Below are 24819 nucleotides of genomic sequence, written 5' to 3' on the forward strand. Positions count from 1 at the left end.
AGCCATGTCGTTCAACGAGTACGCCAGTGCCGTCCTCGGCCAGGACATCGAGGCCGGCGCGTTCGCCACCACCAGTTTCGTCGGTCTCGGCGGGGATTCGCTGCGTGCGCTCAAGCTCGCCGCGATCGTGCAGGAGAAGCTCGGCCTGCGGATCCCCGTGGCCGCGTTGCTGAGCGGTGCTCCGGTCGCCGACGTCTTCGCCGGCGCCGTCCCCGCCGGGAAGCCCGCCGCCGGGCCGGAACCGCTCGCCGAGTCGGTTTCCCATGCCCAGCGCGGGATGTGGCTGATCGAGCGGGTCACCGGCGGGTCTCCGTACAACCTGGTCTTCACCTGTTTCGTCGAGAACGGGACGGTGGAGCCGGAGTTGTTCGAGCGTGCGGTCGCGCAGACCGTCGCCCGGCATCCGGGTCTGCGCACGGTCTATCGCGGCGATGACGGCGACGTCGTGCCCGAGGTGCTGGACCAGTACACGCCGCCGGTCGAGGTGCACACCTGGGAGGGTGAAGCGGGCGAGTTCGACGAGCGCGTCCGTTCCCTCGCGGCGCGGCAGGGACGGCACCCGTTCGACCTCGGGAAGGCGCCGGCGTACCGGCTCCTGCGGGTCGAAAGCGGCACCGCCGGCACGGGTGGCCAGGCTGTCGTGCTGGTGGCGCACCACATGGTGCTCGACGGCTGGTCGGTCGGCCTGCTGGTGAACGAGCTGTTCGCCCGCTACGCGACACTGGCCGGCGGCGGACGCGAGCACGCGGGGGAGCCCGGTGTCTCTCCCCGGGTTCTCCTGCGCCATCAGGAGGAAGCACGCGCCACCGGGGAATGGGACCGGCAGGCCGAGTTCTGGACGAAACATCTCGACGGCGTGCCGTCGGTGCTGGAACTCCCGTCCGACCGGCAGCGCCCCCCGATCCAGGACGCCGCGGGCGCGCGGGCGCCGATCGACTTCGGCGTCCCCGCGAGCGCCGCGGTCGTCGAACGCGCCAAGGCCTTGGGGATCACGCCGTTCGCCTTCCTGCTCGGTGCTTTCGGCCTGACGTTGAGCCGCTGGACCGGCACGCGGCATCTGCTGGTCGGGGTGCCGCTCACCGGCCGGGGGAGCACCGAACTCGAAGAGCTCGTCGCCGTCGCCGGGAACCTGGTCCCGGTTCGGATCGACGTCGCCGAGGACGCCGCCGTGGCGACGTACCTGCGCTCGGTGCACCAGTCGCTCGGACAGAGCATCGACGCGGGCGACCTGCCGTTCGACGAGCTGGTCACCCGGCTCGGGATCGAACGAACGCTGGGCTGCCATCCGCTGGTCCAGGTCTCGTTCGGGATGCACGATCAGCTTGTCCCGCAACGGATCGAGACCCCGTCCGCGCGCCTGCGGATCGAGGAGGGCCACGGCGGCGGCGCGCAGTTCGACCTCTCCCTGCTGATCGGCCGGGCCGACCCGGCGCTCGGCGGTCACCTGGAGTACGCGTCCGCGGTCTTCGGCCGAGCCGACGCCGACGGGTTCATCGCGGACTTCCTCGCCGCGGCGGACCAGCTGGCCTCGGCCGGTGACGTCGCGGTCGAAGAGATCCGGTGCCTGTCACCGGAACGGCGGGCCCTGCTCGACGGGATCAACGAGACCCGGCAGGACTTCCCGGCCACGTCGATCGACGCGCTCTTCCGCGAAGTGGTCCTCCGGGACCCGGAAGCGATCGCCGTCCGCGAAGAGGAAGTCCAGCTCAGCTACGGCGAACTCGCCGCGGCGGCCTCACGTCAGGCCCGGCTGCTGCGTGAAGCCGGTGTCCGGCCCGGAGACCGCGTGCTGGTCGGACTGGACCGGTCGATCGCGGAAGCCGTCGCGGTGCTCGGCGTCGTCTGGGCGGGCGCCGCGTACGTCGGCGTCGACCTCAACGTCCCCGCCGAACACTCCGACAAGATCGTGCGGTCCGCCGCACCCGTCGCCGCGCTGGTGCCCGGCGCCTCGGCGGAGCGCCTCCGCGAGCTCGGGATTCCCGTGGTGGCGGCCTGGGAGCGGTCCTGGGACGTGCGAGAGGTCGTCGAACCGCCGGTCGATCCGGACACGACGCGGCTCGCCTACGTCGCCTTCACTTCAGGCTCGACCGGTCAGCCGAAGGGCGTCTGCGTCCCGCATCGCGCGATCGTCCGGCTGGTGCACGAGGCGGATTACGTCCGCCTCGGCCCGGACGAGCGGGTGCTGCGGTTGTCCCCGCTCGCCTTCGACGCGTCCACTTTGGAGCTTTGGGGCGCGCTCCTGACCGGCGCCACGCTGGAGGTGTACCCGGCGGGCCTGCCGACGCCCACCGAACTCGGCGATTTCCTGCTGGACAACGAAGTCACCGTCGCCTGGCTCACCGCCGGCCTGTTCCGGCTGGTCGAGGAATTCGCGGGCGACGCGTTCGCCGGACTGCGGCAGCTGCTCACCGGCGGTGACGTCGTCCCGCACGAACACGTCGCCAGGGTGCTGCGGCGCCATCCCGGCCTGGTCATCACCAACGGCTACGGGCCGACCGAGAACACGACGTTCACCACCACCCTTTCGGTGACGGACGCGGACGACGTCGACGGTCCGCTGCCGATCGGCACGCCGCTGCCCGGGACCCGGGTGTACGTGCTGGACGCCCGGCACCGGATCGTGCCGCCGGGCGCGGTCGGCGAGCTCTACACCAGCGGGCTCGGCCTCGCCGACGGCTACCTCGATGACGAGGCGGAGACGGCCCGCGCGTTCGGCGAGTTCTCGCCGGACGTCCCGGAACGGCTGTACCGCACCGGGGATCTGGTGCGCGTCGACACGAAGGGCCGGGTCCGGTACCTCGGCAGACGCGACGATCAGGTCAAACTGCGCGGCTACCGCGTCGAACTGTCGGCGATCAGCGACGCGCTGACCGCGGATCCGCGGGTGCAGGACGCCGTCGTCGCGGTCACCGACGGCGACAGCGCGGAGAAGCGGTTGATGGCCGCCGTCGTCCCGGCCGAAGGCGCCGAGTTCGGGACCGCGGATCTGCGCGACGCCCTTTCCGGGCGGCTGCCGACGTACATGGTCCCGACGTTGTGGGCGCTGGTCGAGCGGATTCCCGTGACCGGCAACGGAAAGGTCGATCGCCGCGCGCTGGCCGCGGTGGCGGTCGCGGCGACCGCCGCCCCGAAACCGCGGGACGACCTCGGCCCGGCGCTCGCGATGTTCAGCGAGGCGATCGGAGAACCGGCTCAGGAGATCACCGCGGAAACGGACTTCTTCACCGTCGGCGGGAACTCGATGGCGGCCATCCGGCTGGTGACGCTGGCCAAGGAACGCACCGGGGCGATCCTCAAGGTGCGCGACTTCCTGCGCGACCCGACGCCGGAGGGCCTGGGCAAGCTCCTCGCGAGCGCCTCGTGAACCGGCAGGAACCGGTCGCCGTCATCGGGATGGCGTGCCGGTACCCGGGCGCGCCGGACCTCGGCCGGTTCTGGTCGTCGCTGCGCGGCGGAACCGAGGGCATCAGCAGACTGGACGTCGAGGAGATCCTCTCGGCAGGCGGCGACCCGGAACTGATGCGGCGTCCCGAATTCGTCCCGGCGATGGGATTGCTGACCGGCACCCGCGGCTTCGACTGGACCTACTTCGGGTACAGCCGCGCGGAAGCGGCGAGCATCGATCCGCAGCAGCGCGTGTTCCTGGAATGCGTGGTGGCCGCGCTCGACGACGCCGCGCTCGATCCGACTCGCTTCCCCGGCTGGATCGGCGTGTACGGCGGGGCCGACCAGGTCACCGCCGAACCGGACGGAGAACTCGGCGAACTGGCCCGCTACATCGGGCTCGGCCCCGACTTCCTGGCGACGCGGGTGGCCTACAAACTCGGCCTCCGCGGCCCGGCGGTCACCGTGCAGACGGCGTGTTCGACGTCGTTGACGGCGGTGCACATGGCGGCGGCGAGCCTGCGCGGCGACGAATGCGACGTCGCGCTCGCCGGCGGGGTCGCGGTCATCGGCAACGGCGAACGCGGCTACCTCTACGAACCCGGCGGAATCCTTTCCCCGGACGGACATTGCCGCACCTTCGACGAACAGGCCGGAGGCACCGTGCCCAGCGAGGGCGTCGGTGTCGTCGTGCTCAAACGGCTGGCCGACGCGCGGCGCGACGGCGACCGCGTCCTCGCGGTCATCCGCGGATCTGCGATCAACAACGACGGCGCGGAGAAGATGGGCTACACCGCCCCGTCGGTCGACGGGCAGAGCGAGCTCATCCGCTACGCGCAGCAGGTGGCGGGGGTCGACCCGCGCGACATCGGCTACGTGGAGGCGCACGGCACCGGCACCCGGATCGGTGATCCGATCGAGGTCCAGGCGCTCACCGACGTCTTCCAGGCGGACACCGACGAGACCGGCTGGTGCCGTCTCGGCGCGGTCAAGAGCAACATCGGGCACACCGGTTCCGCGGCCGGGGTGGCGGGCCTGATCAAGGCCGTCCTGATGCTGCGGCACCGGGAACTGGTGCCGTCGGTGCATTTCGCCCGGCCGAATCCGTTGCTGGAACTGGAAACCACGCCGTTCGTGGTGAGCACCCGCGCCGAGCCGTGGACAGGGCGGGACGGCAGGCTCGCCGGCGTCAGCTCGTTCGGCGTCGGCGGCACCAACGCGCACGTCGTCCTCGAAGAGGCACCCACCCGGACGGCGCCGCCCGCGCGTGGCGGACGTCGCGTGCTGACGCTGTCCGCGGCCGCGCCGGAAGCCCTCGGCCGGATGCGCGCGAACCTGGCCGAGCACCTGCGCACGACGCCGGACCTGCACCTTTCCGAAGTCACCGCGACGCTGGCTTCCCGTCGCGTCTACCGGCACCGGCAGACCGTCGTCGCGGAGGACACCGCCGACGCCGCGGCGCTGCTCGCGGCGCCGGGGGCGTCCGTACCGGGCACGCTCGACAAGGTCGCGTTCGTGTTCCCGGGACACGGCCTGCTGACCCATCCCGCCGGGGCGGCCGCGCACCGGCTGCTGCCCGGTTTCCGGGACGCCTTCGACGAAGTCCGGGACCTCGTCCGCGAGCGGCACGGGCTCGACCTTTCGCCGATCGTCACCGAGGACGCCGAACCGGCCTGGTTCTCCCAGCTGGTGCCGCACCAGGTCGGGCTGTTCGCAGTCGGTTACGCGCTGGGCAGGCAACTCCTGGAGCTCGGGATCCGGCCGCGCGCGATGCTCGGCAACAGCATCGGCGAGTACGCGCCCGCCGCGCTGGCCGGGCTCTGGACCCTGCCGGACGCGGTGGATCTGGTACACCTGCGGGCTTCGGCGATGCTGGCCACCCGGCCCGGCCGGATGGCGGCCGTCGGAACCAGCGCCGGCGAACTCGTGGATCGGTTGTCGGACAAGGGTTTCGACGAACTCTCGCTGGCCGTGCGCGGTCCGGGACGCGTCGTCGTCTCGGGTCCGGAAGCGGCGATGACGCGGCTGCTCGACGGCGACCTCCTGGCCGGTCTCGACGTCCGGGTGCTCGACATCCCGCGGGCCTTCCACAGCACGCTGATGAATCCCGCCGCCGACGAACTCGCCGAGGCGGTGGCCGCCACGCCGAACTCGGCGCCACGATTCCCGCTGGTGTCCAACACTTCCGGCGGCTGGGCGGATCCGGAAGCGGTGCGCGGCCCCGGTTACTGGGCGGGGCAGCTCCGCAGTCCGGTGCTGCTGGAGGACTGCGCGGGCACCCTGCTCGGTTCCGAGTGCGACACCTTCCTCGAACTGGGCCCCGGCACGTCCATGCTCGCCACGCTCCGCCGTCACGCGGGCTGGAAGGCCGGGCACGTGACCGTGCCGTTGCTGGGCCGGGCCGAGGACGGGGATCGGGGTGTCCTCCGGGCGCTCGGCTCGCTCTGGGAACACGGCGCGGACGCCGTCGCCGTATTGCTGGACGAGCCCGGTGAGCGGCCGGTCACCTGCTCGCTGCCGACTTATCCCTTCAGCGACGAGGAACCGGACTTCACCGTCGTACGGCCATCGCTAGTCAAGTCCACTGTGGATAGACACGAAGAGTCCACAGTGGAACAACTGTGGTGCGCGGCGCTCGGCGTCCCGTCGGTGGACGCCTCGGACGACTTCTACGCCTTCGGCGGCGAATCGCTGATGGCGGTGAACCTGATGTCGAAGATCCGCGAGCGGACCGGCGCTTCCGTGCCGGTCGCCGAGTTCGACCAGGAGGCCACCTTCGGCCGGTTGTCGCGACTGGTCGCGGAACGGGCCGCGAAGCCGGGGCCTCGGCACGCTGTCGACGTCGTGACCTTCCACGAGGACGGTCCCGGCAGGCCCTTGCTGCTCATCGCGGATTCCGCGGGCAGCGCGCTCAGTTATCGCGCGCTGGCCGAGGAACTGGCCGGATCACGTCCCGTCCACGGGCTCGAAATCTTTTCCACCCGGGAAAAAGGCATCGAGACGATCGCCGCCCGCTACGTCGACGCGGTGCTGCGGACACAACCCGATGGCCCGTACGTCCTGGGCGGCTGGTCTTTCGGCGCGGTGCTGGCCCACGAGGTCGCGCGGCAGCTGACCCGGCGCGGCGCGGACGTCGACACGGTGGTCGGTCTCGACGGTTTCGTGCAGGGACGCCGTGACCTGCCGATGGCCGTCGACCCCGACTTCCTGGTGAGTCACGGGCGGACCCTCGTCGACGCGGCCTTCGGGTTCGGCGCGATCGGCCGTGCCGTGCGGCGCAATCCGGCGCTGCGCACGCAACTGCTGGACAAGGCCCGCGCGCTGGTGCCTTACCGGCCTCCTTTCGTTCCCGCCAGGGCCTTGGTGTTCCGGGCGGGTTCGGACCGGCGAGGGGCCGCCCGGCTCCACGCCCGTCTCGCCCCGCTGTACGGCGGCGGTGTCCAGGTGTTCACCACCCCCGGCGATCACTGGTCACTGCTCACGCAACCCCATGTGGGCGTTCTCGCCCGCGAATTGAACGGTGCTCTCGCGGGCGCCGAGAGGATGGATCATGTCGGCTGAGTCCACAGCGACGAGTCAACCCACCGTCACGGCGGCGCCGGAACCCCCGGCCCAGGAGAAGCCGCTCTTCCGCAACCGTGATTTCCAGGCCATGTGGATCAGCCAGTTCTTCGCCGCCTTCGGCAAGGAAGCGGCGGAGATCGCGTACCCGCTGCTGATTCTCGCGACCACCGGGTCGGCGACCTACGCCGGCGCGGTCGGCGCGGTGCAGCTGGTGGTGGCCGGGGTGATGTCGCTGCCCGGCGGCAGCCTGACCGACCGCTTCAACCGCAAGCTGATCATGATCGTCTGCGATCTGGCGCGGCTGGTGCTGCTGACGTTGTTCGCCGTGCTGGTGATGAGCGGCGGCGTCGACATCTGGCTCACCTTCGCCATCGTGATCCTGTCCGCGACCTGTCTCGGCGTGTCCAACCCCGCCGGGATGGCGGCGATCAAACAGCTCGTGCCCGCGTCGCAGCTGACCCAGGCGACCGCGCAGAACCAGATCCGGTTCTTCGGCGCCACCGTCGCCGGCCCGCCCGCAGGCGGTGCGCTGTTCGCCCTCGCCAGGGCGCTGCCGTTCTTCGCCGCCGCGCTGTCGTTCCTCGCGTCCGCCGTGATCCTGTTGCTGGTCAAGAAGCCGACGCAGGCGCCCCAGACCGTCGAAACGAAGGCCGCGCCCAAGGGCAGCATGCTCGACGGCTTCAAGTTCATCCTGAAGCAGCCGATCATCCTGACCCTGGTGCTGTGGGCGATGGGCTCGAACATGGCCTTCAACCACTCCGGGATGTTCCTCGCCCTGATCGCCACCGCGCAGGACCGGGGCGCGTCGGAAGCCCTGATCGGCACGACGCTCGCCATCGCGGGCGGCGGCGGACTGACCGGCGCGCTGCTCGCGGGCATCGTGCTGAAGTACGTGCGGCCGCCGGTGATCATGGCCTACGCCATCTGGATCGGCCCGGTCGCGGCGGTCCTGCTAACCTTCGTGCCCGGCACGCTGCCGCTCGGCGTCATCGTCGCCTGCATCTTCCTGCGCGCCGGTGTCGTCGGGGCGCTGATCTACGGCTACATCGCCGCGCTGGTGCCGGACAACCTGCAGGGCCGGGTCATCGGCGCGGTGATGTTCGTCGGCATGATCGCCCAGCCGATCGGCATCTTCGCCGTCGGCGCGATCTTCGACCTCGCCGGTCCGACCTGGGTCTTCGTCTTCATGGCCGCCGCCGGGACGCTGTTCGCGCTGCCGACCCTCAGCAAGCGCATCCGCACGCTGCCCGCCCCTGAAGAGCTCGCCAAGCAAACGACTTCGGAGGATGGAAAATGAGCCTGGAAACCCCTGAGCAGACGTCCGTCTCCCCGGAGCCGCTTCCCGCCGAGTTCTGCACGCACCCCGGTCCGGATCCGTACGCGGGCTACGCCGAGGTGCGGGGCACCTGCCCGGTGCGGTCGATCGAGTACCCGCCGAATTCCGAGGCCTATGTCGTCGCCGACTACGAGACGGTGAGCAAGGGTTTCGCCGACCGCCGGCTGTCGAAGAGCGTGGACAACGCGCCCGGCTGGTTCCGCGAGGCGCTCGAACAGAGCAGCCCGATCCTGATCAAGAACATGCTCACCGCGGACCCGCCGAAGCACACCCGCCTGCGCAAGCTGGTCGGCAACGCCTTCGTCCCGCGCCGCATGAACGAACTGCGGCCGCGGATCCAGGAGATCACCGACGACCTGATCGACGCGCTGCCCGACGAAGGCGTCGCCGATCTCTACAACGACTTCGCGCTGCAGCTGCCGATGCGGGTGATCTGCGAGTTCCTCGGCGTCCGGATCGAGGACTGGCCGCTGCTGCACGACTGGGGCATGGTGCTCAGCAACGCGCCGTACCCGGACGACGAGGGAAACCGGCGGCTCAAGCAGGTCAGTGACGACGTCGAGAAGTACCTGGTGGAGCTGATCGCCGAGCGGCGCGCGGATCTGCGCGAGGACCTGGTCAGCGTCATCCTCAAGACGGCCGACGCCGACGAGGCCTACAGCGACGACGAGATCGTCTCCACGCTGATCCTGCTGATCATCGCGGGCCACAAGACGACCGCGAACCTCGTCGGCAACGGCATGCAGGCGCTGCTGCGGCATCCGGACCAGTTCGAGAAGCTCAAGGGCGAACCGGAGCTCGTGACGACGGCGATCGAGGAGTTCCTGCGCTTCGAGGGACCGGTTTACCGCGCGCCGCAACGGTTCGCGGCCGAGGACCTGGAGCTGTGCGGGCAGCGGATCGGCAAGGAGAGCGTCGTCCACCTGCTCATCAACTCGGCCAACCACGATCCGGAAGTGTTCGAGGACCCGGAAAAGCTGGACATCACCCGCAAACCGAACCGGCACCTCTCGTTCGGGGGCAACGTGCACTTCTGCCCCGGTGCGCCGCTTTCCCGTGTCGAAGGCGCCGTCGCGTTCACCACGCTGCTGCGGCGGCTGCCCGGGTTGAGCCTGGCCGTGGCGCCGGAGGACCTGCCGTGGCGCTTCGACAACTCGGCCAGCCGCGGGCTCGAACGGCTGCCGATCCGGTACGACCGGAAGCTGCCGCGATGACGTCACTGGTGTGCTTGCCCTTCGGCGGGAGCGGTGCCGCCTTCTTCCACCCGTGGTCGGCCTTCGCCGCCGACGATCTCGAAATCGTGCCGATGCGGTTGCCCGGCCGGGAACGGCTGATCGACGTCGAGCCGTACCAGTCGGTGCACGACGCCGTCGACGCTTTCGTCGCCGATCTGGGCGAGACGACGGACCTGGTGCTGTTCGGGCACAGCGTCGGCGCCGTGCTGGCCTACGAACTCGCGCACCGGCTGCCGTCCGTGCGCCACGTGTTCGTCAGCGGTTCGCCCGGCCCGAGCACGGTACGGCCACAGGAGATCCGCGCGTCCGTGCGTGAGGACGACGACGCGTTCCTCGCCCAGGTGCAGGTTCTGTCCGGGCACGTCGATCAGGCGCTGTACCACCCGGATCTGCGGGAACTGCTTCTTCCGGCGTTGCGCGCGGACGTGACCATGCACGAGAACTACGTCCCCAGCACCACCGAACCGCTTTCCGTGCCGATCACGGCGTTGCGCGGCACGGGCGACGAACTGGTTGCCGCGGGGGACATCCGCGAGTGGGCGGCGTTCACCACCGCCGGATTCGACGCGGTCGAGATCCCCGGCGCGCACATGTACGTGATGGATTCCGGGGAAGCCGTGATGAATCTGATCCAGAACGCGATCCGTTCCGATAGCGTTGTGTGAGCACCTGATCGCTCGCCAACCGTGACCGCAGGAAGTGATGGGACCCATGAAATTTCGCACGATCGGCCTGAACCCGGATTCGCGGCGCGAAGTGAGCGCGCTGGCGCTGGGTGCGATGCCGTTCGGCACCGGCGTTGACGAGGAGACGTCGTTCGCGATCCTCGACCGGTTCGTCGAGGCGGGCGGTTCGTTCGTCGACACCGCGAACAACTACGCCTTCTGGCACAACGGGACGCAGGGTGGCGAGAGCGAAGCGCTGCTCGGCCGGTGGCGTGCCGACCGCGGCATCGGCGATGAGGTCACCATCGCCACCAAGATGGGCGCGCGGGCGAAAGCGGCGGGCATGAGCTTCGCCGACACCGGCAAGTTCGAGAACATCGAAGGCCTGTCCCCGAAGGCGATCAAGGAAGCCGTCGACCGCAGCCGGGAGAACCTCGGCGTGGAGAAGCTCGACCTGCTGTACGCGCACGTCGAGGACCGGTCGGTTCCGCTCGAAGAGACCGTCGAGGGTTTCGCGCAGGTCGTCGCCGACGGTTCGGTGGGCCTTCTGGGCGTGTGCAACCACTTCGCGTGGAAGGTGGAGCGCAGCCGTGCCCACGCCGCCGCGAAGGGACTTCCGGGGTACGACGTGCTGCAGTACCAGCACACGTACCTCCGGGCCCGCACCGACCGCCCGGCCCGGCGCTCGCCCGAAGGCGCCAACGGATTCCTCACCGGTGAACTGCTCACCTACCTGGCCGAGAACCCCGGACTCTGGCTCGTCGCCTACTCGCCGCTGCTCGCGGGCGCGTACGTCCGTGAGGACAAGCCGCTGGAGTTCGACTACGACCACCCCGGCACCCCGAACCGCCTCGCCGCGCTGCGCGAGGTCGCGAAGGAGATCGACGCGACCCTGAACCAGGTCGTGCTCGCGTGGATGATCGGCGGCGAGGCCCCGGTCATCCCGCTCGTCGGCGCTTCTTCGGTCGCCCAGCTGAACGAAAGCCTCGAAGCCGTCGACATCACGCTGACCGAAGAACAGCGGGCGAAACTGGACGCCGCCTCCTGACCACCCCACGTGAGTAGCAAGGGACCTTTGCTATCGCTAGTTAGCGTCACTAACGAGCGACAGCAAAGGTCCCTTGCTCTCTCCGCCCACACAGTCGCCACCCGCCACTACGCGGAGTACGGGCCGTGTGGAAATAGGAACACTCAACGTCCTCATTTCCACACACCCCCTCCGAGCGCCGAGGCGATAGCAAAGGTCCCTTGCTCTCTTCCAGGTCGAATCACCTCGGAAAGCCGCCGCCGAATGTCATGATCCCCTTCCCAACGGAAGGAACCGTCATGGCCGGAAACGTCCCCCCGATCGCCGACGAGCGCGAAGGTCTCCTCGCCTACCTCGAGCAGCAGCGCCACGTCCTGCGCATCGCGGCGCACGGCTTGACCGAAGAACAGGCCAGAGCGGTCCCGACCAAGAGCTCACTGAGCGTCGGCGGCCTGATCAAACACACCGCGTTCACGGAAGACGGCTGGATCGACATCCTTCTCCAGAAGCCTTCGAAGCCCATGGAAGAGGCGATGAAGGACTACGAAGCCGGCTACGTGATGGCTGACGGCGAGACGCTCGAAGACGTCTTCGCGCGCTACGACGAGGTCGCCCGCCGTACCGCGGACGTCATCGCTGGCATCCCCGATCTGGGCCAGCCGGTCCCGGTGCCGAAGGGCGTGCCCTGGTACCCGCAGGACGTCGAAGCCTGGTCGGTCCGCTGGGTGCTGTTCCACCTCATCGAGGAGACCGCGCGGCACGCCGGGCACGCCGACATCATCCGCGAGCACATCGACGGCGCGACCGCCATCCCGTTGATGGCCGCCGCGGAAAGCTGGCCGGAGACGCCCTGGCTGAAGCCTTGGACGCCCGCCGTCACCGCTTAGAACAACGTGGGTTCGTCCGCCAAGGCGCCTTCGATGACCAGCATCCGGCGCTTGGTGGCGACTCCTCCGCGCGCTGAGAACCCGCCGTCCTTGCCACCGGCGGCGAGCACGCGATGGCACGGCACGATGATCGGGAACGGGTTCCGGCCCATCGCCTGTCCCACGGCCTGCGCCCCACCAGGCATGCCGAGGATGTTCGCGATGTCGCCGTAGGTCAGCGTCTTGCCCGCCGGGATCGTGCGGATGAACTCGTACACTCGGTGATGGAAGTCCGGTACTCCTTCGTAGTCGAGGCCGACCTCGGTGAGGTCCGTGCGCTTGCCCTCCATCAACGAGACGATCCCGTCGATGGCGCGCTGGACTTCGCCCGGAGGCGCGGTTTCGGTCGCTTCGGGAAGGCGCGCGGTCAGTCGCGCCTTCGTCTTCTCTTCGCTGCCCTCCGGCAGCTGGACCGCGATGACCCCGCGTTCGTTCCACGCGATGCCGCAGTCGCCGATCGCGGTGCCGAACACGGCGTAGCCCTGTGCCGTCATGCAGACCAGGGTACGAGCCCGGTCCGACAGTTTCGGCCGCGCCGCTTTTCGGGTGGCACCGCCATGCCGCGATGCCACCGGCGCGGCGGCTGCGATAGGACTATGGGCATGAGCGACCTCGTGCTTGATCACCTCGTCTACGCCGGGCCGGATCTCGAAGAGGCCGTCGCGCGCGTCGCCGAGCTGACCGGCGTCACGCCTGTACGCGGCGGAAGGCATGTCGGCTTCGGGACGGCCAACTATCTGGCCGATCTGGGCGCCGGCGCCTACCTCGAGGTGGTCGGGCCCGACCCGGATCAACCGGAGCACGTCGGACCGCGCCCGTTCGGCGTCGACGAGCTGACCGAGCCCGCCCTGGTCACCTGGGCGGCGCGGGCGGAGGGCATCGACGACGCGATCGCCGAAGCCCGCGAACGCGGTTACGACCCGGGCGAGGCGTCCGAGATGTCACGCGCCACCGACGACGGCGAACTGCTGACCTGGCGCCTCACCGGCGCCGGCGGCCTCGACGGACTCGCGCCTTTCCTCATCGACTGGGGGAGCACCCCGCATCCGACGACGCGGGGGCTCCCGTCGATCCCGCTGCTCCTGGTCACCGGCGTCCACCCCGAGCCCACCGCGGTCGAAGCCGCGGTCCGGGCACTCGGGATGGACATGCTCGTCCGGCGTGACACCAAGCCCGGCCTGGTGGCCGTGCTGACGAACTCAGCCGGGAAGCAGGTCACGCTGAGCTGAGCGGGCCACGACCGTGCCCTCGCGCCAGCCGTTGGTCATCGGCAGCCGCCGGTCCCGCCCGAACGCCTTGAACGTGATCTTGGTGCCCGGCGGGTACTGGCGGCGCTTGTACTCGGCCTTGTCGACCATGCGCACCACGCGATCGATGGTTTCGGGCTCGAAGCCCGCGTCCACCAGGTCGACGTAGCCGCGGTCGCCCTCGATGTAGTCGTCGAGGATGTCGTCGAGCATCAGGTAGTCGGGCAGCGAATCGCTGTCCAGCTGACCCGGCCGCAGCTCGGCGGACGGCGGCTTGGTGATCGAGTTCTCCGGGATCGGCGGGGTTTCGCCGTTCTTCTCGGCTTCCTTGTTGCGCCACTTGGCCAGGTGCCAGACGTGCGTCTTGAACAGGTCCTTGATCGGCGCGAAGGCCCCGACGGCGTCGCCGTAGATAGTCGAGTAGCCGACGGCGAGTTCGGTCTTGTTGCCGGTGGCGAGCACCAGGTGACCGTCCTGATTGGACAGCGCCATCAGCAGCATGCCGCGGACACGGGCCTGGATGTTCTCCTCGGCGAGACCGGTCAGCTGAAGCTGCTCGACGTAGACCTTGACCATGTCCGCGATCGGTTCGACGCGGTAGTGCGCGCCGATCCGGCGGGCGAGGTCCTCGGCGTCGCCCTTCGAGTGCTCCGAGGAGTACTCCGAAGGCATCGAGACGCCGTAGACGTTGTCGCCGCCGAGCGCGTCCGCGGCCAGCGCCGCCACGACAGCCGAGTCGATACCGCCGGAGAATCCGAACGTCACCGACGAGAAGCCGTTCTTGTGCACGTAGTCGCGCAGGCCGACGACGAGCGCGTGCCACACCTCGGCCTCGTCCGACAGCGGCTCGCTGATCGCCGAGCCGGTGCTCGGTTCGTAGGCGGGGACCGGTTCTTCGCTGAGCGTGCGGCGCTTGACCCGCAGACCTTCGAACTCGCCCTCGGCGGTGTGCCCGCCCGCGACGAGGTCCGTGTCGACGATGAGCAGGTGCTCGACGAACTGCGGCGCGCGTGCCAGCAAGCGGCCGTCCGCGCCGACCACGATCGAGTCGCCGTCGAAGACGAGGTCGTCCTGGCCGCCGATCTGGTTCGTGTACACCAGCGGCGCCCCTGCCTCGGCCGCGCGGCGGGCGATGAGCGGCAGGCGGATGTCGTCCTTCGCGCGCTCGTACGGCGAAGCGTTCGGTGCGACTACGAGGTCCACTCCCGCCTTGCCCAGTGCGGAGATCGGGCCGCCGTCCTGCCAGACGTCCTCGCAGATGACCATGCCGACGTCGACACCGTGGAAGCGGACGACTTCGAGGTCCTGGCCCGGCTTGAACCAGCGGTGCTCGTCAAAGACGCCGTAGTTGGGAAGGTGGTGCTTGAACTGGCGGGCGACCACTTCGCCGCGGTACAGCGCGGCCGCCGCGTCGCGCGGGCCGGTCTCGTCCAGGTCGAGATACCCGATGTAGGTGAGCACCTCGCCGCAACCGGCGTTGTCGAGCCGCCGGGCGAGCGCTTCGACCATCTGCTTCGAGGCGGAGGCGAAGGTCGGGCGGAGGGAGAGGTCCTCGACGGGGTAGCCGGTGAGGGACATCTCCGGGAACACGACGATGTGGGCGCCTGCTTCGGCGGCCTTGCGGGTCCACTCGACGGTGAGCTCGGCGTTGCCTTCGAGATCCCCGACGGTGGTGTTGACCTGGGCCAGTGCGATGCGCAGTTGCGGCATGCCGTCATTCTCACCCACCGGCCTCCGCGGGGACGAGTGGATGTGCCGAATCGCCCACCTGGGTCCGGCCTGCTGCTGCCCGACCGGCGGGGGAGCAAGGGACCTTTGCTATCGCCGGGCGCCTGACCTGGGGTTTCGCCCGAAAAGAGAGCGGGGGACCTTTGCTGTCGCTCTCCAAAAGAGAGTGACAGCAAAGGTCCCCCGCTCCCCGCTCAGGACCGCCGCGCTACTTGCGCTTGATCATGCTCCGCACCTTCTTGATGGTCTGCTCGAAGTCGGAGTCGAACGGGTTGTCGTGCACCAGGTACGTCCACGTCGTGTTCGCCCGCCGCACCCCCGCGTCGCCGAGGTCGATCCCGTCCTCGGTGATCTCGGCCTCCTCGAGCGTCTTCGCCGCCCGGTCGGCCGCCTCGCCGATGATCTTGTGGAACTCGGGGATCGCCGCGCGGTGGAACTCGTCGATCGGCGTCTCCCGCGCCAGCGCCCGCAGGTGGATGCTCTCCCGCACGTCGGTCAGGAACGCCAGGTGGTCCGACCACAGCTGGTCGATGTGGAACAGCAGCACCTCACGACTCAGCTGTTCGACGCGAGCCTCGTCGTCGACCGCTTCCGAAAGCTCCTTGAACTTCTCCGGGTGCGCCTTCTCCAGCACCTCCGCCGCGTGCGCGGTCCGGAGCACCTTGTCGCGGTGTTCGAGCAGCTCGCCGCGCTGCCGCTCGATCAGCCGCGTGTAGCGCCAGGTGTTCCGGTGGATCTCCAGGTCGACACCCTCGGCGACGCGCTGCGCGTGGTTGATCTGCCGCAAGGCCGCCGGGTCGGTGACCTCGCCGCTGCCGACGTCCGAGCTGATGCCCTCGGGCACGTCCGGCGCGTTCGACAGCACGAGCTCGTCGTTCAGGCTCGCGAAGAACACCGCGCTGCCCGGGTCGCCCTGCCGTCCGGACCGGCCGCGCAGCTGGCCGTCGAGCCTGCTCGACGGGTAGCGGGCGGTGCCGATGACGTGCAGGCCGCCCAGCTCGACGACCTCGTCGCGGCCGTCGCCGTCCTTGCCGCCCAGTCGGATGTCGGTACCCCGGCCTGCCATCTGGGTCGAAACGGTGACCGCGCCCTTCTTGCCGGCGTCGGCGATGATCGCGGCTTCCTCGGCGTCGTTGCGCGCGTTGAGCACGACGCATTCGAGGTCGACCTTCGCCAGCTTCTCCGCCAGCTCCTCCGACTCGGCGACGTCCTGGGTGCCGACGAGGATCGGCCGCCCGCTCTCGTGCACCCGCCGGATCTCCTCCTCGATCGCGCGCAGCTTCTGCGACGGCGATCCGAAGATCCGGTCCTCCTGGTCTTCGCGGATGTTCGGCGTGTTCGGCGGGATGACCGCGACCTCGAGCTTGTAGAACTCACGCAGCTGCTCGGCGACCGCGACCGCGGTACCGGTCATCCCCGCGACCTCGGGGTAGCGCGCGAGCAGCGCCTGCACGGTGATCGAGTCGAGGATCTCGCCCCGGTCGGTCGCCTTGACCTGCTCCTTCGCCTCGACCGCGGCCTGGAGGCCGTCCGGCCAGCGCTGCAGCTCGGCGACACGGCCGCGCGCGGCGTTGATCAGCTGCACCTTGCCGTCGCGCACGAGGTAGTCGACGTCGCGAGTGAGCAACGCGTGCGCGTGCAGCGCCACGTTCACCGCGGGCAGCCGGTCGGAGCCGGTCTCGTCGTAGAGGTTGATGTCGTCGCCGAGGGCCTTCTCGACCACCGACGCGCCCGCCTTGGTCAGCCAGGCGTTGCGGCCGTCGGCGTCGGTCTCGTAGTGCAGCCCGAGCCGCAGCCGCCGGACGATGTTCGCGACCTCTTCGTCGGCGTCGGTGTGGTCGATCGACCCTGCCATCACCAGCGGCACGCGAGCCTCGTCGACCAGCACGGAGTCCGCCTCGTCGACGATCGCCACCTCGGGCTCGCGCTGGACCAGGTCCTCTTCGTGGGTGACCAGGCGGTCACGCAGCACGTCGAAGCCGATCTCGCTGACGGCGCCATAGGTGACTTCCTTCGCGTACGCGTCGCGGCGCTCGTCGCGGGAGTGCGCGGGTTCGATCCAGCTGACGGACACGCCGAGCAGGTCGTAGATCGGTCCCATCCACTCCGCGTCACGACGGGCGAGGTAGTCGTTCACCGTGACGACGTGGACGTGCTTGCCGCGCAGGGCGTACCCGGCACCGGCCAGCGCACCGGCCAGCGTCTTGCCCTCACCGGTCTCCATCTGCACGATATGTCCGCTGAGCAGGCCCATCGTGCCCAGCAGCTGGACGTCGAAGGCGCGCTCGCCGAGTGCGCGCCGGGCGGCCTCACGGCCGAGCGCGCAGACCTCGATGAGCTGCTCGTTGCCGAAGACCGCGGCGTCCCGAAGCTTGCCGGCCCGCTCTGTCAGCTCCTCGTCGGAGAGCTTCTCCAACTCCGGCTCGAGCTTCTCGATGGCCGGCAGCAGCGCCTCGTAGCGGGTCAGCTCGACGCTGCCCGGCCGCTGGATGATCCGGCGCAGCTTCTTGCCCACCCGGCTGATCAGTGCTGCCACCCCTGTGCTCCCGTCTGTTCTTCTGCCGTCCGCACCCGTATCACCAACGCAGTGGTGGTGCGGCCGAGTTCCGCGGCCGATGGCACGATCCAACCGTGTTCACTCATGTCAGCGCCAGGTCCCGTGCCCGACGATTCGCCGCGATCACGCTGTCCGGCCTGCTCGCCGTCACCGTCGCAGCGTGCTCGTCGGGAGAGGGTAGAACCCAGCCGCCGCCTCCGGCCACCGAGTCGCACGCTCCGTCCGGACCGGTGCCCGCAGGACTCGAGAAGTTCTACGGACAGAGTCTGACCTGGGCCGACTGTGCACCCTACGCGACATCCGGTGACGCAAAAGCGGCGTTTCGAGTGAAGGACGCACAGTGCGCCCGGCTGACCGTCCCGCTCGATTACGCGAAGCCCGAAGGCGACTCGATCACGCTCGGACTGCTGCGCCGGAAGGCGCTGGAAACCGACGAAAGGATTGGGGCCCTCGTGGTCAACCCCGGCGGCCCCGGCGCCTCCGGGATGGAGGCCGCGGCCGGCCTCGCCTCCCGGACGGCGACGAACGAGCTGGGCAAACGCTTCGACATGGTCGGTTTTGACCCGCGTGGGATCGGTGCGAGCGAGCCGCAGATCCGCTGCCTGACCGACGCCGAACGCGACGCGGACCGCGCGGACGACGGCGAGACGGACGGATCACCCGAGGGAGTGAAAAAGCAGGAGGCCGAGTCCCAGGACTTCGCCGCCAAATGCTCCGAGCGGACCGAACATGGCCCCTCGATGCTCGCGAACGTGGGCACCCGTGACGTCGTCAAGGACATGGACATCCTGCGCTCGGTCATCGGCGAACCGAAGCTGAGCTACCTCGGCTACTCCTACGGGACGCGGATCGGATCGGCCTACGCGGAGGCCTTCCCGGCGAACGTCCGCGCGCTGGTCCTCGACGGTGCCGTCGACCCGGAGCAGGACGCGGTGGAGTCGCTGGTCGCGCAGGGACAGGGCTTCGGCAAGGCGTTCGGGGAGTTCTCGAACTGGTGCGCCGCGCGCGAGGACTGCGCGCTGGGGCGTGACGCCGCAGGCGTGACCAAGGCGTTCCAGGACCTGGTGCGGCCGCTGATCGACTTCCCCGTTCCGGTCAGCGACGGCCGGAAACTGTCGTACGAGGACGCGACGACAGGCGTGATACAGGCCCTCTACCAGGAAGATCTCTGGGAACCGTTGAACACCGCGCTCAACGATCTGAAGCGTCAGCGCGGCGACGGCCTGGAGAAACTGGCCGACCTCTACAACGAACGCGGCGCCGACGGCCGCTACGGGACGACGCAGGACGCCTTCATCGCGATCCGGTGCGTCGACGACCCGCGGGTCACCGATCCGGCGAAGCTCCTCGACGCGCAGAAGCGGTACGCGGAGGCGGCGCCGTTCCTCGACGACGGCAGGCCGGACGGTGCCGCGCGCGACGCCTGCGCCTTCTGGCCGGTGCCGAACACGTCGGAGCCGCACCTGCCGAACATCGAAGGCCTGCCGAAGACGCTGGTCATCTCCACGACGAACGACCCGGCGACCCCCTACCAGGCGGGCGTCAACCTGGCGAAAGCGATCAAGGGAGCTTTGCTGACGTTCGAGGGCAACCAGCACACGGTGTTTCTCCAGGGCGTCTCGTGTGTCGACAAGATCGGCATCGACTACCTGGTGAACGGCGCCCTGCCGGACGAGGGCACCCGCTGCACCGCCAAGTGACGAAGCGATAGCAAAGGTCCCTTGCTCCCGTCCCGGACCAGCCGGGGGAGCAAGGGACCTTTGCTATCGCCCGCCCCCGACGACCACCGCGTTGTGCCTGGTCAACGCCAACTCCAGCATCACCGCGAAGTCCTGCGGACTCGTCGGCGGCACCTGCAGCCACACTCGCACCAGCCGTCGCGGCTCGTCCTTCGAAATCCACAGCTTCACGACCACGTCCGACTTGATCTCCGGCACGATCCCGCCGATCACCGCGGCCGGCACCTTCGCGCCGATCCGGACCGAATCGGTGTCCTGCACCCGCTCGAATCGTTCGCCGCGCAGGTCGGTCGCCCCGGTCAGCAGCCGCCGCAACCCGCCGTCCGCCCCGAGCATCGCCCGCGGTGTGTAAGCCGCCGAAGCCGGAATCACCCGCTCGCCGTCAGGCCCGCTGAGCGTGATCTCGGAGCCGGACAGCCGGTACTTCACTTTCATCCGCCCGGTGTCGTCCTGCAGGTCGGCGTTACCGACGGCGTCGCCCTCGAGGCTGACCTCGCCGTCGAGCCCCCGCACCGGCAGCCCGGAGACGACGCCGTTCACCCCGAGCGTGAACCGCACGCTGCGCAACGAGACGAGGGAGTCGGCCGCCGCGCTCACGAGTTCCTGGGCAGGAGGCAACGGGGGAGACCCCGCACAGCCACCGATGAGCCCGAACGTGAGCAGCAGCGCCGGCACGAGGTGACGGCAGCGCATGGCCAGAGCCTATGACCTTGGCCCGAATCTTTCGCACAGTGTCCTTCCGGCCGCTTCCGCCAGGGCCTGGCGGCGATGACGCTGTACTCGTGCACCCTGAGACCCGACTCCACCGCGCATGGTTCGTCGCCGCCGCCGCGTTCATCGCCCTGCTCGCCGCCGCCGGTTTCCGCGCGGCCCCCGGCGTCCTCATCGACCCGCTCCACAACGAGTTCGGCTGGTCCCGCGCGACGATCGCGTCAGCCGTCTCCGTGAACCTCGTGCTCTACGGCCTCTTCTCGCCCTTCGCGGCAGCTCTCATGGAGCGCTTCGGGATGCGACGTGTCGCCTCGACGGCGTTGTTCGTCGTCGCGCTCGGCGCGGGCGGCACGGTGTTCATGAACGCGAGCTGGCAGCTGATCCTCTGCTGGGGCGTCCTGGTCGGCGTCGGCACCGGCTCGATGGCGATGAGCTTCGCCGCGACGGTCGCCGCCCGCTGGTTCGTCCGCAGCCGCGGCGTCGTCACCGGCGTCCTCACCGCGGCGGGCGCCACCGGCCAGCTGATCTTCCTCCCGATCGTCGCGAATCTCGCCATCGGCGAAGGCTGGCGGACGGCGTCGCTCGTCATCGCCATCGCCGCATTGGCCGTCGTCCCCGTCGTCCTCCTGGTGGTTCGCGATCACCCGTCCGACGCCGGGACGACCGCCTACGGCGCCGAACCCGGCGAAGTCGCCCCCGTCGCCCGCACGGGTGGTTCCGCCCGCCGCGCGCTTTCCGTCCTCGGCACGGCAGCACGCACGAAGACGTTCTGGCTGCTCGCGGCTGGCTTCGCGATTTGTGGTGCCACGACGAACGGCCTGGTCAGCACCCACTTCGTGCCCGCGGCGCACGACCACGGCATGCCCCAGACCACCGCCGCCGGACTGCTCGCCCTCGTCGGGATCTTCGATGTCGTCGGCACGATCGCCTCCGGCTGGCTCACCGACCGTGTGGATCCGCGCATCCTGCTCGGCGTCTACTACGCCCTTCGCGGCGTTTCGCTCGCCCTGCTCCCGCAACTGCTGAGCGGATCGGTGGAGCCGAGCATGTGGGCGTTCATCGTCTTCTACGGCCTCGACTGGGTGGCGACGGTTCCGCCGACGGTCGCGCTCTGTGTCCGCCAATTCGGCTCCGCCGGTCCGATCGTCTTCGGCTGGGTCTTCGCCAGCCACCAGCTCGGCGCCGGTCTCGCGGCCTTCGGCGCGGGCGCGATCCGCGACTCTTCCGGCAGCTACGCGCTCGCTTGGTACATCGCCGCGGGCCTCGCGGTGCTGGCTTCGATCGCCTCGTTGTCGATCACCAAGGCGGCCAAACCCGAGCCGGTTCCGGCGGGGGTGTCCACCACTTCCGCTTGAACGGCGCGTCGCGAAACATGTCGTTAACACGTTCTCGTTAGGGTGCGGCCATGGATCGCCAGCAGGAGTTCGTGCTCCGTACCTTGGAAGAGCGCGACATCCGTTTCGTCAGGCTCTGGTTCACGGATGTGCTGGGCTTCCTCAAGTCCGTCGCGGTGGCGCCCGCCGAGCTCGAGGGCGCCTTCAGCGAGGGCATCGGCTTCGACGGATCGGCCATCGAAGGGTTCGCACGCGTCTACGAATCCGACATGGTCGCGAAGCCTGACCCGGCCACGTTCCAGGTCCTGCCCTGGGAGACGCCGGACGGCGGCCCGTACTCGGCGCGCATGTTCTGCGACATCGCGATGCCGGACGGTTCCCCGTCCTGGGCGGACCCCCGGCACGTCCTGCGCAGGCAGCTCTCGAAAGCGGGCGAAGCGGGCTTCACCTGCTACGTCCATCCTGAGATCGAGTTCTTCCTGCTCGCCAGCCTGCCGGACGACGGCAGCGAGCCCGAGCCCGCGGACAACGGCGGGTACTTCGACCAGGCCAGCCACGCGACCGCGACGCACTTCCGCCGCCACGCCATCGAGACGCTCGAAGCCATGGGGATCTCGGTCGAGTTCAGCCACCACGAGGGCGCGCCCGGCCAGCAGGAGATCGACCTCCGGTACGCCGACGCGCTGACGATGGCCGACAACGTGATGACGTTCCGCTACGTCGTCAAGGAGGTCGCGCTCACCCAGGGCGTCCGAGCGACGTTCATGCCGAAGCCGTTCACCAACCAGCCGGGCTCGGGCATGCACACCCACGTGAGCCTGTTCGAAGGTGACCGCAACGCCTTCTACGACGCGGAAGACCCGTACGAGTTGTCCGCGACGGGCAAGGCCTTCGTGGCGGGGCTCCTGCACCACGCGAAGGAGATCTCCGCGGTCACCAACCAGTGGGTGAACTCCTACAAGCGGCTGATCAGCGGCAGCGAGGCCCCGACGACCGTTTCGTGGGGCCGGGCCAACCGCTCCGCTCTGGTCCGGGTGCCGATGTACTCGCCCGGCAAGGCGTCGTCACGCCGGGTGGAGATCCGCACGCTCGACTCCGCCTGCAACCCCTATCTGGCGTACTCGGTCATCCTGGCCGCCGGGCTCAAGGGCATCGAGAAGGGCTACGAGCTGCCGCCTCCCGCCGAGGACAACATCTGGCAGCTCTCGGACGCCGAACGCCGCGCGGCCGGGTACGCCCAACTCCCGCAGAACCTCGGTGAGGCCCTGGCCGAAATGGAAAAATCGGAACTTCTTCCCGAAGCGCTCGGAGAGCACGTTTACGACTTCTTCCTGCGCAATAAACGTGTTGAATGGGATAACTACCGCAGCGCGGTGACCCCGTACGAGCTGCGGACCCTGCTTCCGGTTCTCTAGACGAAGGAGACCTGATGGTGCGGCGGCCGATGTTCGGAGTTCTCACGACGTTGGTCGCCGCGACCATCGCGGCAAGTGCCGCTCCACCGGCGTCAGCGGGCGGGAAACCCCTCGATCTCGACGCCGCCGACATCCCCTCGCTCCAGGCCCGGATGTCCTCCGGACGGCTGACCGCGGTCGGTCTGACCACGGCTTATCTCGATCGCATCCACAAGGTCGACCGCACGGTGAACGCGGTCATCGCGGTCAATCCGGCCGCGATCGCGCAAGCCGCGGAGAGCGACTTCCGGCGTCGCGCCGGTAAGACTCGGGGGCCGCTCGACGGCATCCCGATCCTGGTGAAGGACAACGTCGACACCCGGTCGCAGCAGACGACGGCGGGTTCCCGGGCACTGCGCGGCAAGCCCGCGAAGGACGCGACCCTGATCCGCCGTCTGCGTGATGCGGGCGCGGTCGTCCTCGGCAAGGCGAACCTGTCCGAGTGGGCGAACTTCCGTGCCGCCAAACCCACTTCCGGGTGGTCGGGCGTCGGGGGACAGACGAACAACCCGTACGTGCTCGACCGCAACCCTTGTGGGTCGTCCGCCGGATCCGCCGCGGGGATTGCCGCGTCACTCGCCCAGATCGCGATCGGCAGCGAGACCGACGGCTCGATCGTCTGTCCGGCCGGGATGACCTCGACAGTGGGGCACAAACCGAGCCTCGGCCTGGTCAGCCGCACCGGCGTGGTGCCGATCTCGGCCGAGCAGGACACGACCGGTCCGATGGCCAGGCACGTCGTCGACGTCGCGCTCACCCTGTCCGCGCTCCAGGGCCGCGACCCGAGCGACCCGGCCACCGGCACGTACCCGCCGAACCAGCCGACGGACTACGCCGCGCACCTGCGGCCCGGTGCGCTGAAGGGCTCCCGCATCGGACTCTGGCGGCTGCCGGTACTCGGCCCGGACGTCGACGTCGTGATGACGAAAACCAAGGATTCGCTGGTCAAGGCGGGTGCCGAGGTTGTCGAGGTGACGCTGCCGTACCAGGCCAGGCTCGGCGAACTGGAGTTCCCGGCGCTGCTCACCGAGTTCCACCGCGACATCGACCGCTACCTGGCCACGCGTCCCGAAGGCCCGCGCGACCTCGCCGCGCTGATCGCCTACAACCGGTCCGACCCGCTGGAGCAGACCTGCTTCGCCGGACAGGAACTCTTCGAGCAGGCGCTCGCCGCGCCCGGCCCGTCCGACCCCGGCTACCTGGCCGGCCGCCGCGAGCTGACCGATCTGGCGAAACGGTCGATCGACGAGACGCTCGCCCAGCACCGCCTCGACGCGATCGCCGCGCCCACGAACCCGCCAGCCTGGAAGACCGACTGCAAGACCGGCGACAACGACGTGATCCCGTCGTCGACGCCGGCCGCGGTCTCGGGGTACCCGGCCGTGACCGTGCCCGCCGGTTTCGTCGGCGAGCTCCCGGTGGGGGTTTCGTTCATGGCGGGGCTGTGGACGGACGCCCGAGTGCTTGCCTACGCGGCCGACTTCGAACGCGTCGTCCCGGCCCGCAAACCGCCTCGCTACCTGAAGACCGTCGGCTGACGGCGCTTTACACCGGCTGACCTGCGGCAATGTCGTTAAGTGACCCCCCTGTTTTCGGGGGGTTCCGGGGCATGTAATCTTCTCTTCGTCGCCAGGAACACCGGGCCGCCGGGGCCGAAAGCCCCGAGGCAAGGAACCAGGGCCGAGCGGGTTGACACCGCGAACCGGACCAGGTAACGTTCAGCGTCGGCCCACGAGCGGCCGCCGACCCCCTACGACTTACGAAGTAGGATTCGGCATGCTCGACCAAAAGCTTGTGAATATCGCTTGAAACAAAGCGTGTTGCTTGAGAACTCAACAGTGTGCTAGTGAACTAAGCCAGTAGAGCTTATGTATTGAAACCCTGCCTCGTGGGGTTTCCTTTGAGAGCAAGT

General features: G+C 69.4%; 16 protein-coding genes. 12 read left to right on the forward strand and 4 right to left on the reverse strand.

Features of this window, described 5'->3' with window-relative positions; genetic code table 11:
- The first annotated feature begins 4 nt into the window (after nt 1-4).
- From AB0N89_RS29625 to AB0N89_RS29655, 7 genes are all read left to right on the forward strand, one after another.
- Nucleotides 5-3364, forward strand: a complete 3360-nt coding sequence (locus AB0N89_RS29625; RefSeq protein ID WP_364211003.1) for an amino acid adenylation domain-containing protein — start codon at nt 5-7, stop codon at nt 3362-3364.
- Nucleotides 3361-6945, forward strand: coding sequence for a beta-ketoacyl synthase N-terminal-like domain-containing protein (locus tag AB0N89_RS29630; RefSeq protein WP_364211006.1), 3585 nt, complete (start codon nt 3361-3363; stop codon nt 6943-6945). The genes AB0N89_RS29625 and AB0N89_RS29630 overlap by 4 nt, the downstream gene beginning before the upstream one ends.
- Nucleotides 6935-8245 carry an MFS transporter gene (locus tag AB0N89_RS29635; protein ID WP_364211008.1) on the forward strand — a complete coding sequence of 437 codons (1311 nt, stop codon included), beginning with the start codon at nt 6935-6937 and terminating at the stop codon, nt 8243-8245. Before AB0N89_RS29630 ends, AB0N89_RS29635 begins: the two co-directional genes overlap by 11 nt.
- A complete protein-coding gene (locus tag AB0N89_RS29640; protein WP_364211011.1) occupies nt 8242-9498 on the forward strand; it encodes a cytochrome P450 in 1257 nt (418 codons plus the stop codon). The genes AB0N89_RS29635 and AB0N89_RS29640 overlap by 4 nt, the downstream gene beginning before the upstream one ends.
- Complete coding sequence (locus AB0N89_RS29645; RefSeq protein ID WP_364211014.1) at nt 9495-10184, forward strand: alpha/beta fold hydrolase; 690 nt, start codon at nt 9495-9497, stop codon at nt 10182-10184. Before AB0N89_RS29640 ends, AB0N89_RS29645 begins: the two co-directional genes overlap by 4 nt.
- A 46-nt stretch (nt 10185-10230) precedes the next feature.
- Entirely contained in the window at nt 10231-11232 is a 1002-nt protein-coding gene (locus AB0N89_RS29650) for an aldo/keto reductase (protein ID WP_364211017.1), read from the forward strand.
- 278 nt (nt 11233-11510) lie between these two features.
- The gene (locus AB0N89_RS29655) at nt 11511-12098 is read left to right on the forward strand and encodes a DinB family protein (protein ID WP_364211020.1); all 588 of its coding nucleotides are present in this window, start codon (nt 11511-11513) and stop codon (nt 12096-12098) included.
- On the opposite strand, the gene AB0N89_RS29660 is transcribed toward AB0N89_RS29655, so the two are convergent.
- Nucleotides 12095-12631 carry a methylated-DNA--[protein]-cysteine S-methyltransferase gene (locus AB0N89_RS29660; protein ID WP_364211023.1) on the reverse strand — a complete coding sequence of 179 codons (537 nt, stop codon included), beginning with the start codon at nt 12629-12631 and terminating at the stop codon, nt 12095-12097. The genes AB0N89_RS29655 and AB0N89_RS29660 overlap by 4 nt on opposite strands.
- A gap of 108 nt (nt 12632-12739) precedes the next feature.
- Between AB0N89_RS29660 and AB0N89_RS29665 the strand changes: the two genes are divergently transcribed.
- Nucleotides 12740-13366: a VOC family protein gene (locus AB0N89_RS29665; protein WP_364211026.1), complete on the forward strand. Its 627-nt coding sequence runs from the start codon at nt 12740-12742 to the stop codon at nt 13364-13366.
- Here AB0N89_RS29665 and AB0N89_RS29670 read toward each other — a convergent pair.
- Both AB0N89_RS29670 and secA2 read right to left on the reverse strand, forming a co-directional pair.
- Nucleotides 13337-15094: an NAD+ synthase gene (locus AB0N89_RS29670; RefSeq protein WP_364211029.1), complete on the reverse strand. Its 1758-nt coding sequence runs from the start codon at nt 15092-15094 to the stop codon at nt 13337-13339. The two genes, AB0N89_RS29665 and AB0N89_RS29670, sit on opposite strands and share 30 nt — an antisense overlap.
- A 226-nt stretch (nt 15095-15320) precedes the next feature.
- Nucleotides 15321-17648, reverse strand: coding sequence for an accessory Sec system translocase SecA2 (secA2, locus tag AB0N89_RS29675; protein WP_364211031.1), 2328 nt, complete (start codon nt 17646-17648; stop codon nt 15321-15323).
- A gap of 149 nt (nt 17649-17797) precedes the next feature.
- Between secA2 and AB0N89_RS29680 the strand changes: the two genes are divergently transcribed.
- Nucleotides 17798-19369, forward strand: a complete 1572-nt coding sequence (locus tag AB0N89_RS29680) for an alpha/beta hydrolase (protein ID WP_364211043.1) — start codon at nt 17798-17800, stop codon at nt 19367-19369.
- 63 nt (nt 19370-19432) lie between these two features.
- Here the strand turns inward: AB0N89_RS29680 and AB0N89_RS29685 are convergent, their stop codons facing one another.
- The gene (locus AB0N89_RS29685; RefSeq protein WP_364211033.1) at nt 19433-20101 is read right to left on the reverse strand and encodes an LppX_LprAFG lipoprotein; all 669 of its coding nucleotides are present in this window, start codon (nt 20099-20101) and stop codon (nt 19433-19435) included.
- A gap of 89 nt (nt 20102-20190) precedes the next feature.
- On the opposite strand from AB0N89_RS29685, the gene AB0N89_RS29690 reads away from it, so the two are divergent.
- The 3 genes from AB0N89_RS29690 to AB0N89_RS29700 are packed head-to-tail and all read left to right on the forward strand — an operon-like array spanning nt 20191 to nt 24445.
- Complete coding sequence (locus AB0N89_RS29690) at nt 20191-21474, forward strand: MFS transporter (RefSeq protein ID WP_364211035.1); 1284 nt, start codon at nt 20191-20193, stop codon at nt 21472-21474.
- A 50-nt stretch (nt 21475-21524) separates the two neighbouring features.
- Nucleotides 21525-22868, forward strand: a complete 1344-nt coding sequence (gene glnA / locus AB0N89_RS29695) for a type I glutamate--ammonia ligase (protein ID WP_007035311.1) — start codon at nt 21525-21527, stop codon at nt 22866-22868.
- A gap of 14 nt (nt 22869-22882) precedes the next feature.
- Nucleotides 22883-24445, forward strand: a complete 1563-nt coding sequence (locus tag AB0N89_RS29700; RefSeq protein ID WP_364211040.1) for an amidase — start codon at nt 22883-22885, stop codon at nt 24443-24445.
- The last annotated feature ends 374 nt before the right edge of the window (nt 24446-24819 follow it).

It is taken from the genome of Amycolatopsis sp. NPDC089917, assembly GCF_040684635.1.
Taxonomy (GTDB): Bacteria; Actinomycetota; Actinomycetes; order Mycobacteriales; family Pseudonocardiaceae; genus Amycolatopsis.

What these genes read in the sequence shown, in the direction of transcription:
- AB0N89_RS29700 (WP_364211040.1), top strand. Translation starts at nt 22,883, where the DNA reads ATGGTGCGGCGGCCGATGTTCGGAGTTCTCACGACGTTGGTCGCCGCG.
- glnA (WP_007035311.1), top strand. Translation starts at nt 21,525, where the DNA reads ATGGATCGCCAGCAGGAGTTCGTGCTCCGTACCTTGGAAGAGCGCGAC.
- AB0N89_RS29670 (WP_364211029.1), bottom strand. Translation starts at nt 15,094, where the DNA reads ATGCCGCAACTGCGCATCGCACTGGCCCAGGTCAACACCACCGTCGGG.
- AB0N89_RS29625 (WP_364211003.1), top strand. Translation starts at nt 5, where the DNA reads ATGTCGTTCAACGAGTACGCCAGTGCCGTCCTCGGCCAGGACATCGAG.
- AB0N89_RS29660 (WP_364211023.1), bottom strand. Translation starts at nt 12,631, where the DNA reads ATGACGGCACAGGGCTACGCCGTGTTCGGCACCGCGATCGGCGACTGC.
- AB0N89_RS29655 (WP_364211020.1), top strand. Translation starts at nt 11,511, where the DNA reads ATGGCCGGAAACGTCCCCCCGATCGCCGACGAGCGCGAAGGTCTCCTC.
- AB0N89_RS29645 (WP_364211014.1), top strand. Translation starts at nt 9,495, where the DNA reads ATGACGTCACTGGTGTGCTTGCCCTTCGGCGGGAGCGGTGCCGCCTTC.
- AB0N89_RS29685 (WP_364211033.1), bottom strand. Translation starts at nt 20,101, where the DNA reads ATGCGCTGCCGTCACCTCGTGCCGGCGCTGCTGCTCACGTTCGGGCTC.
- AB0N89_RS29640 (WP_364211011.1), top strand. Translation starts at nt 8,242, where the DNA reads ATGAGCCTGGAAACCCCTGAGCAGACGTCCGTCTCCCCGGAGCCGCTT.
- AB0N89_RS29635 (WP_364211008.1), top strand. Translation starts at nt 6,935, where the DNA reads ATGTCGGCTGAGTCCACAGCGACGAGTCAACCCACCGTCACGGCGGCG.
- AB0N89_RS29665 (WP_364211026.1), top strand. Translation starts at nt 12,740, where the DNA reads ATGAGCGACCTCGTGCTTGATCACCTCGTCTACGCCGGGCCGGATCTC.
- AB0N89_RS29650 (WP_364211017.1), top strand. Translation starts at nt 10,231, where the DNA reads ATGAAATTTCGCACGATCGGCCTGAACCCGGATTCGCGGCGCGAAGTG.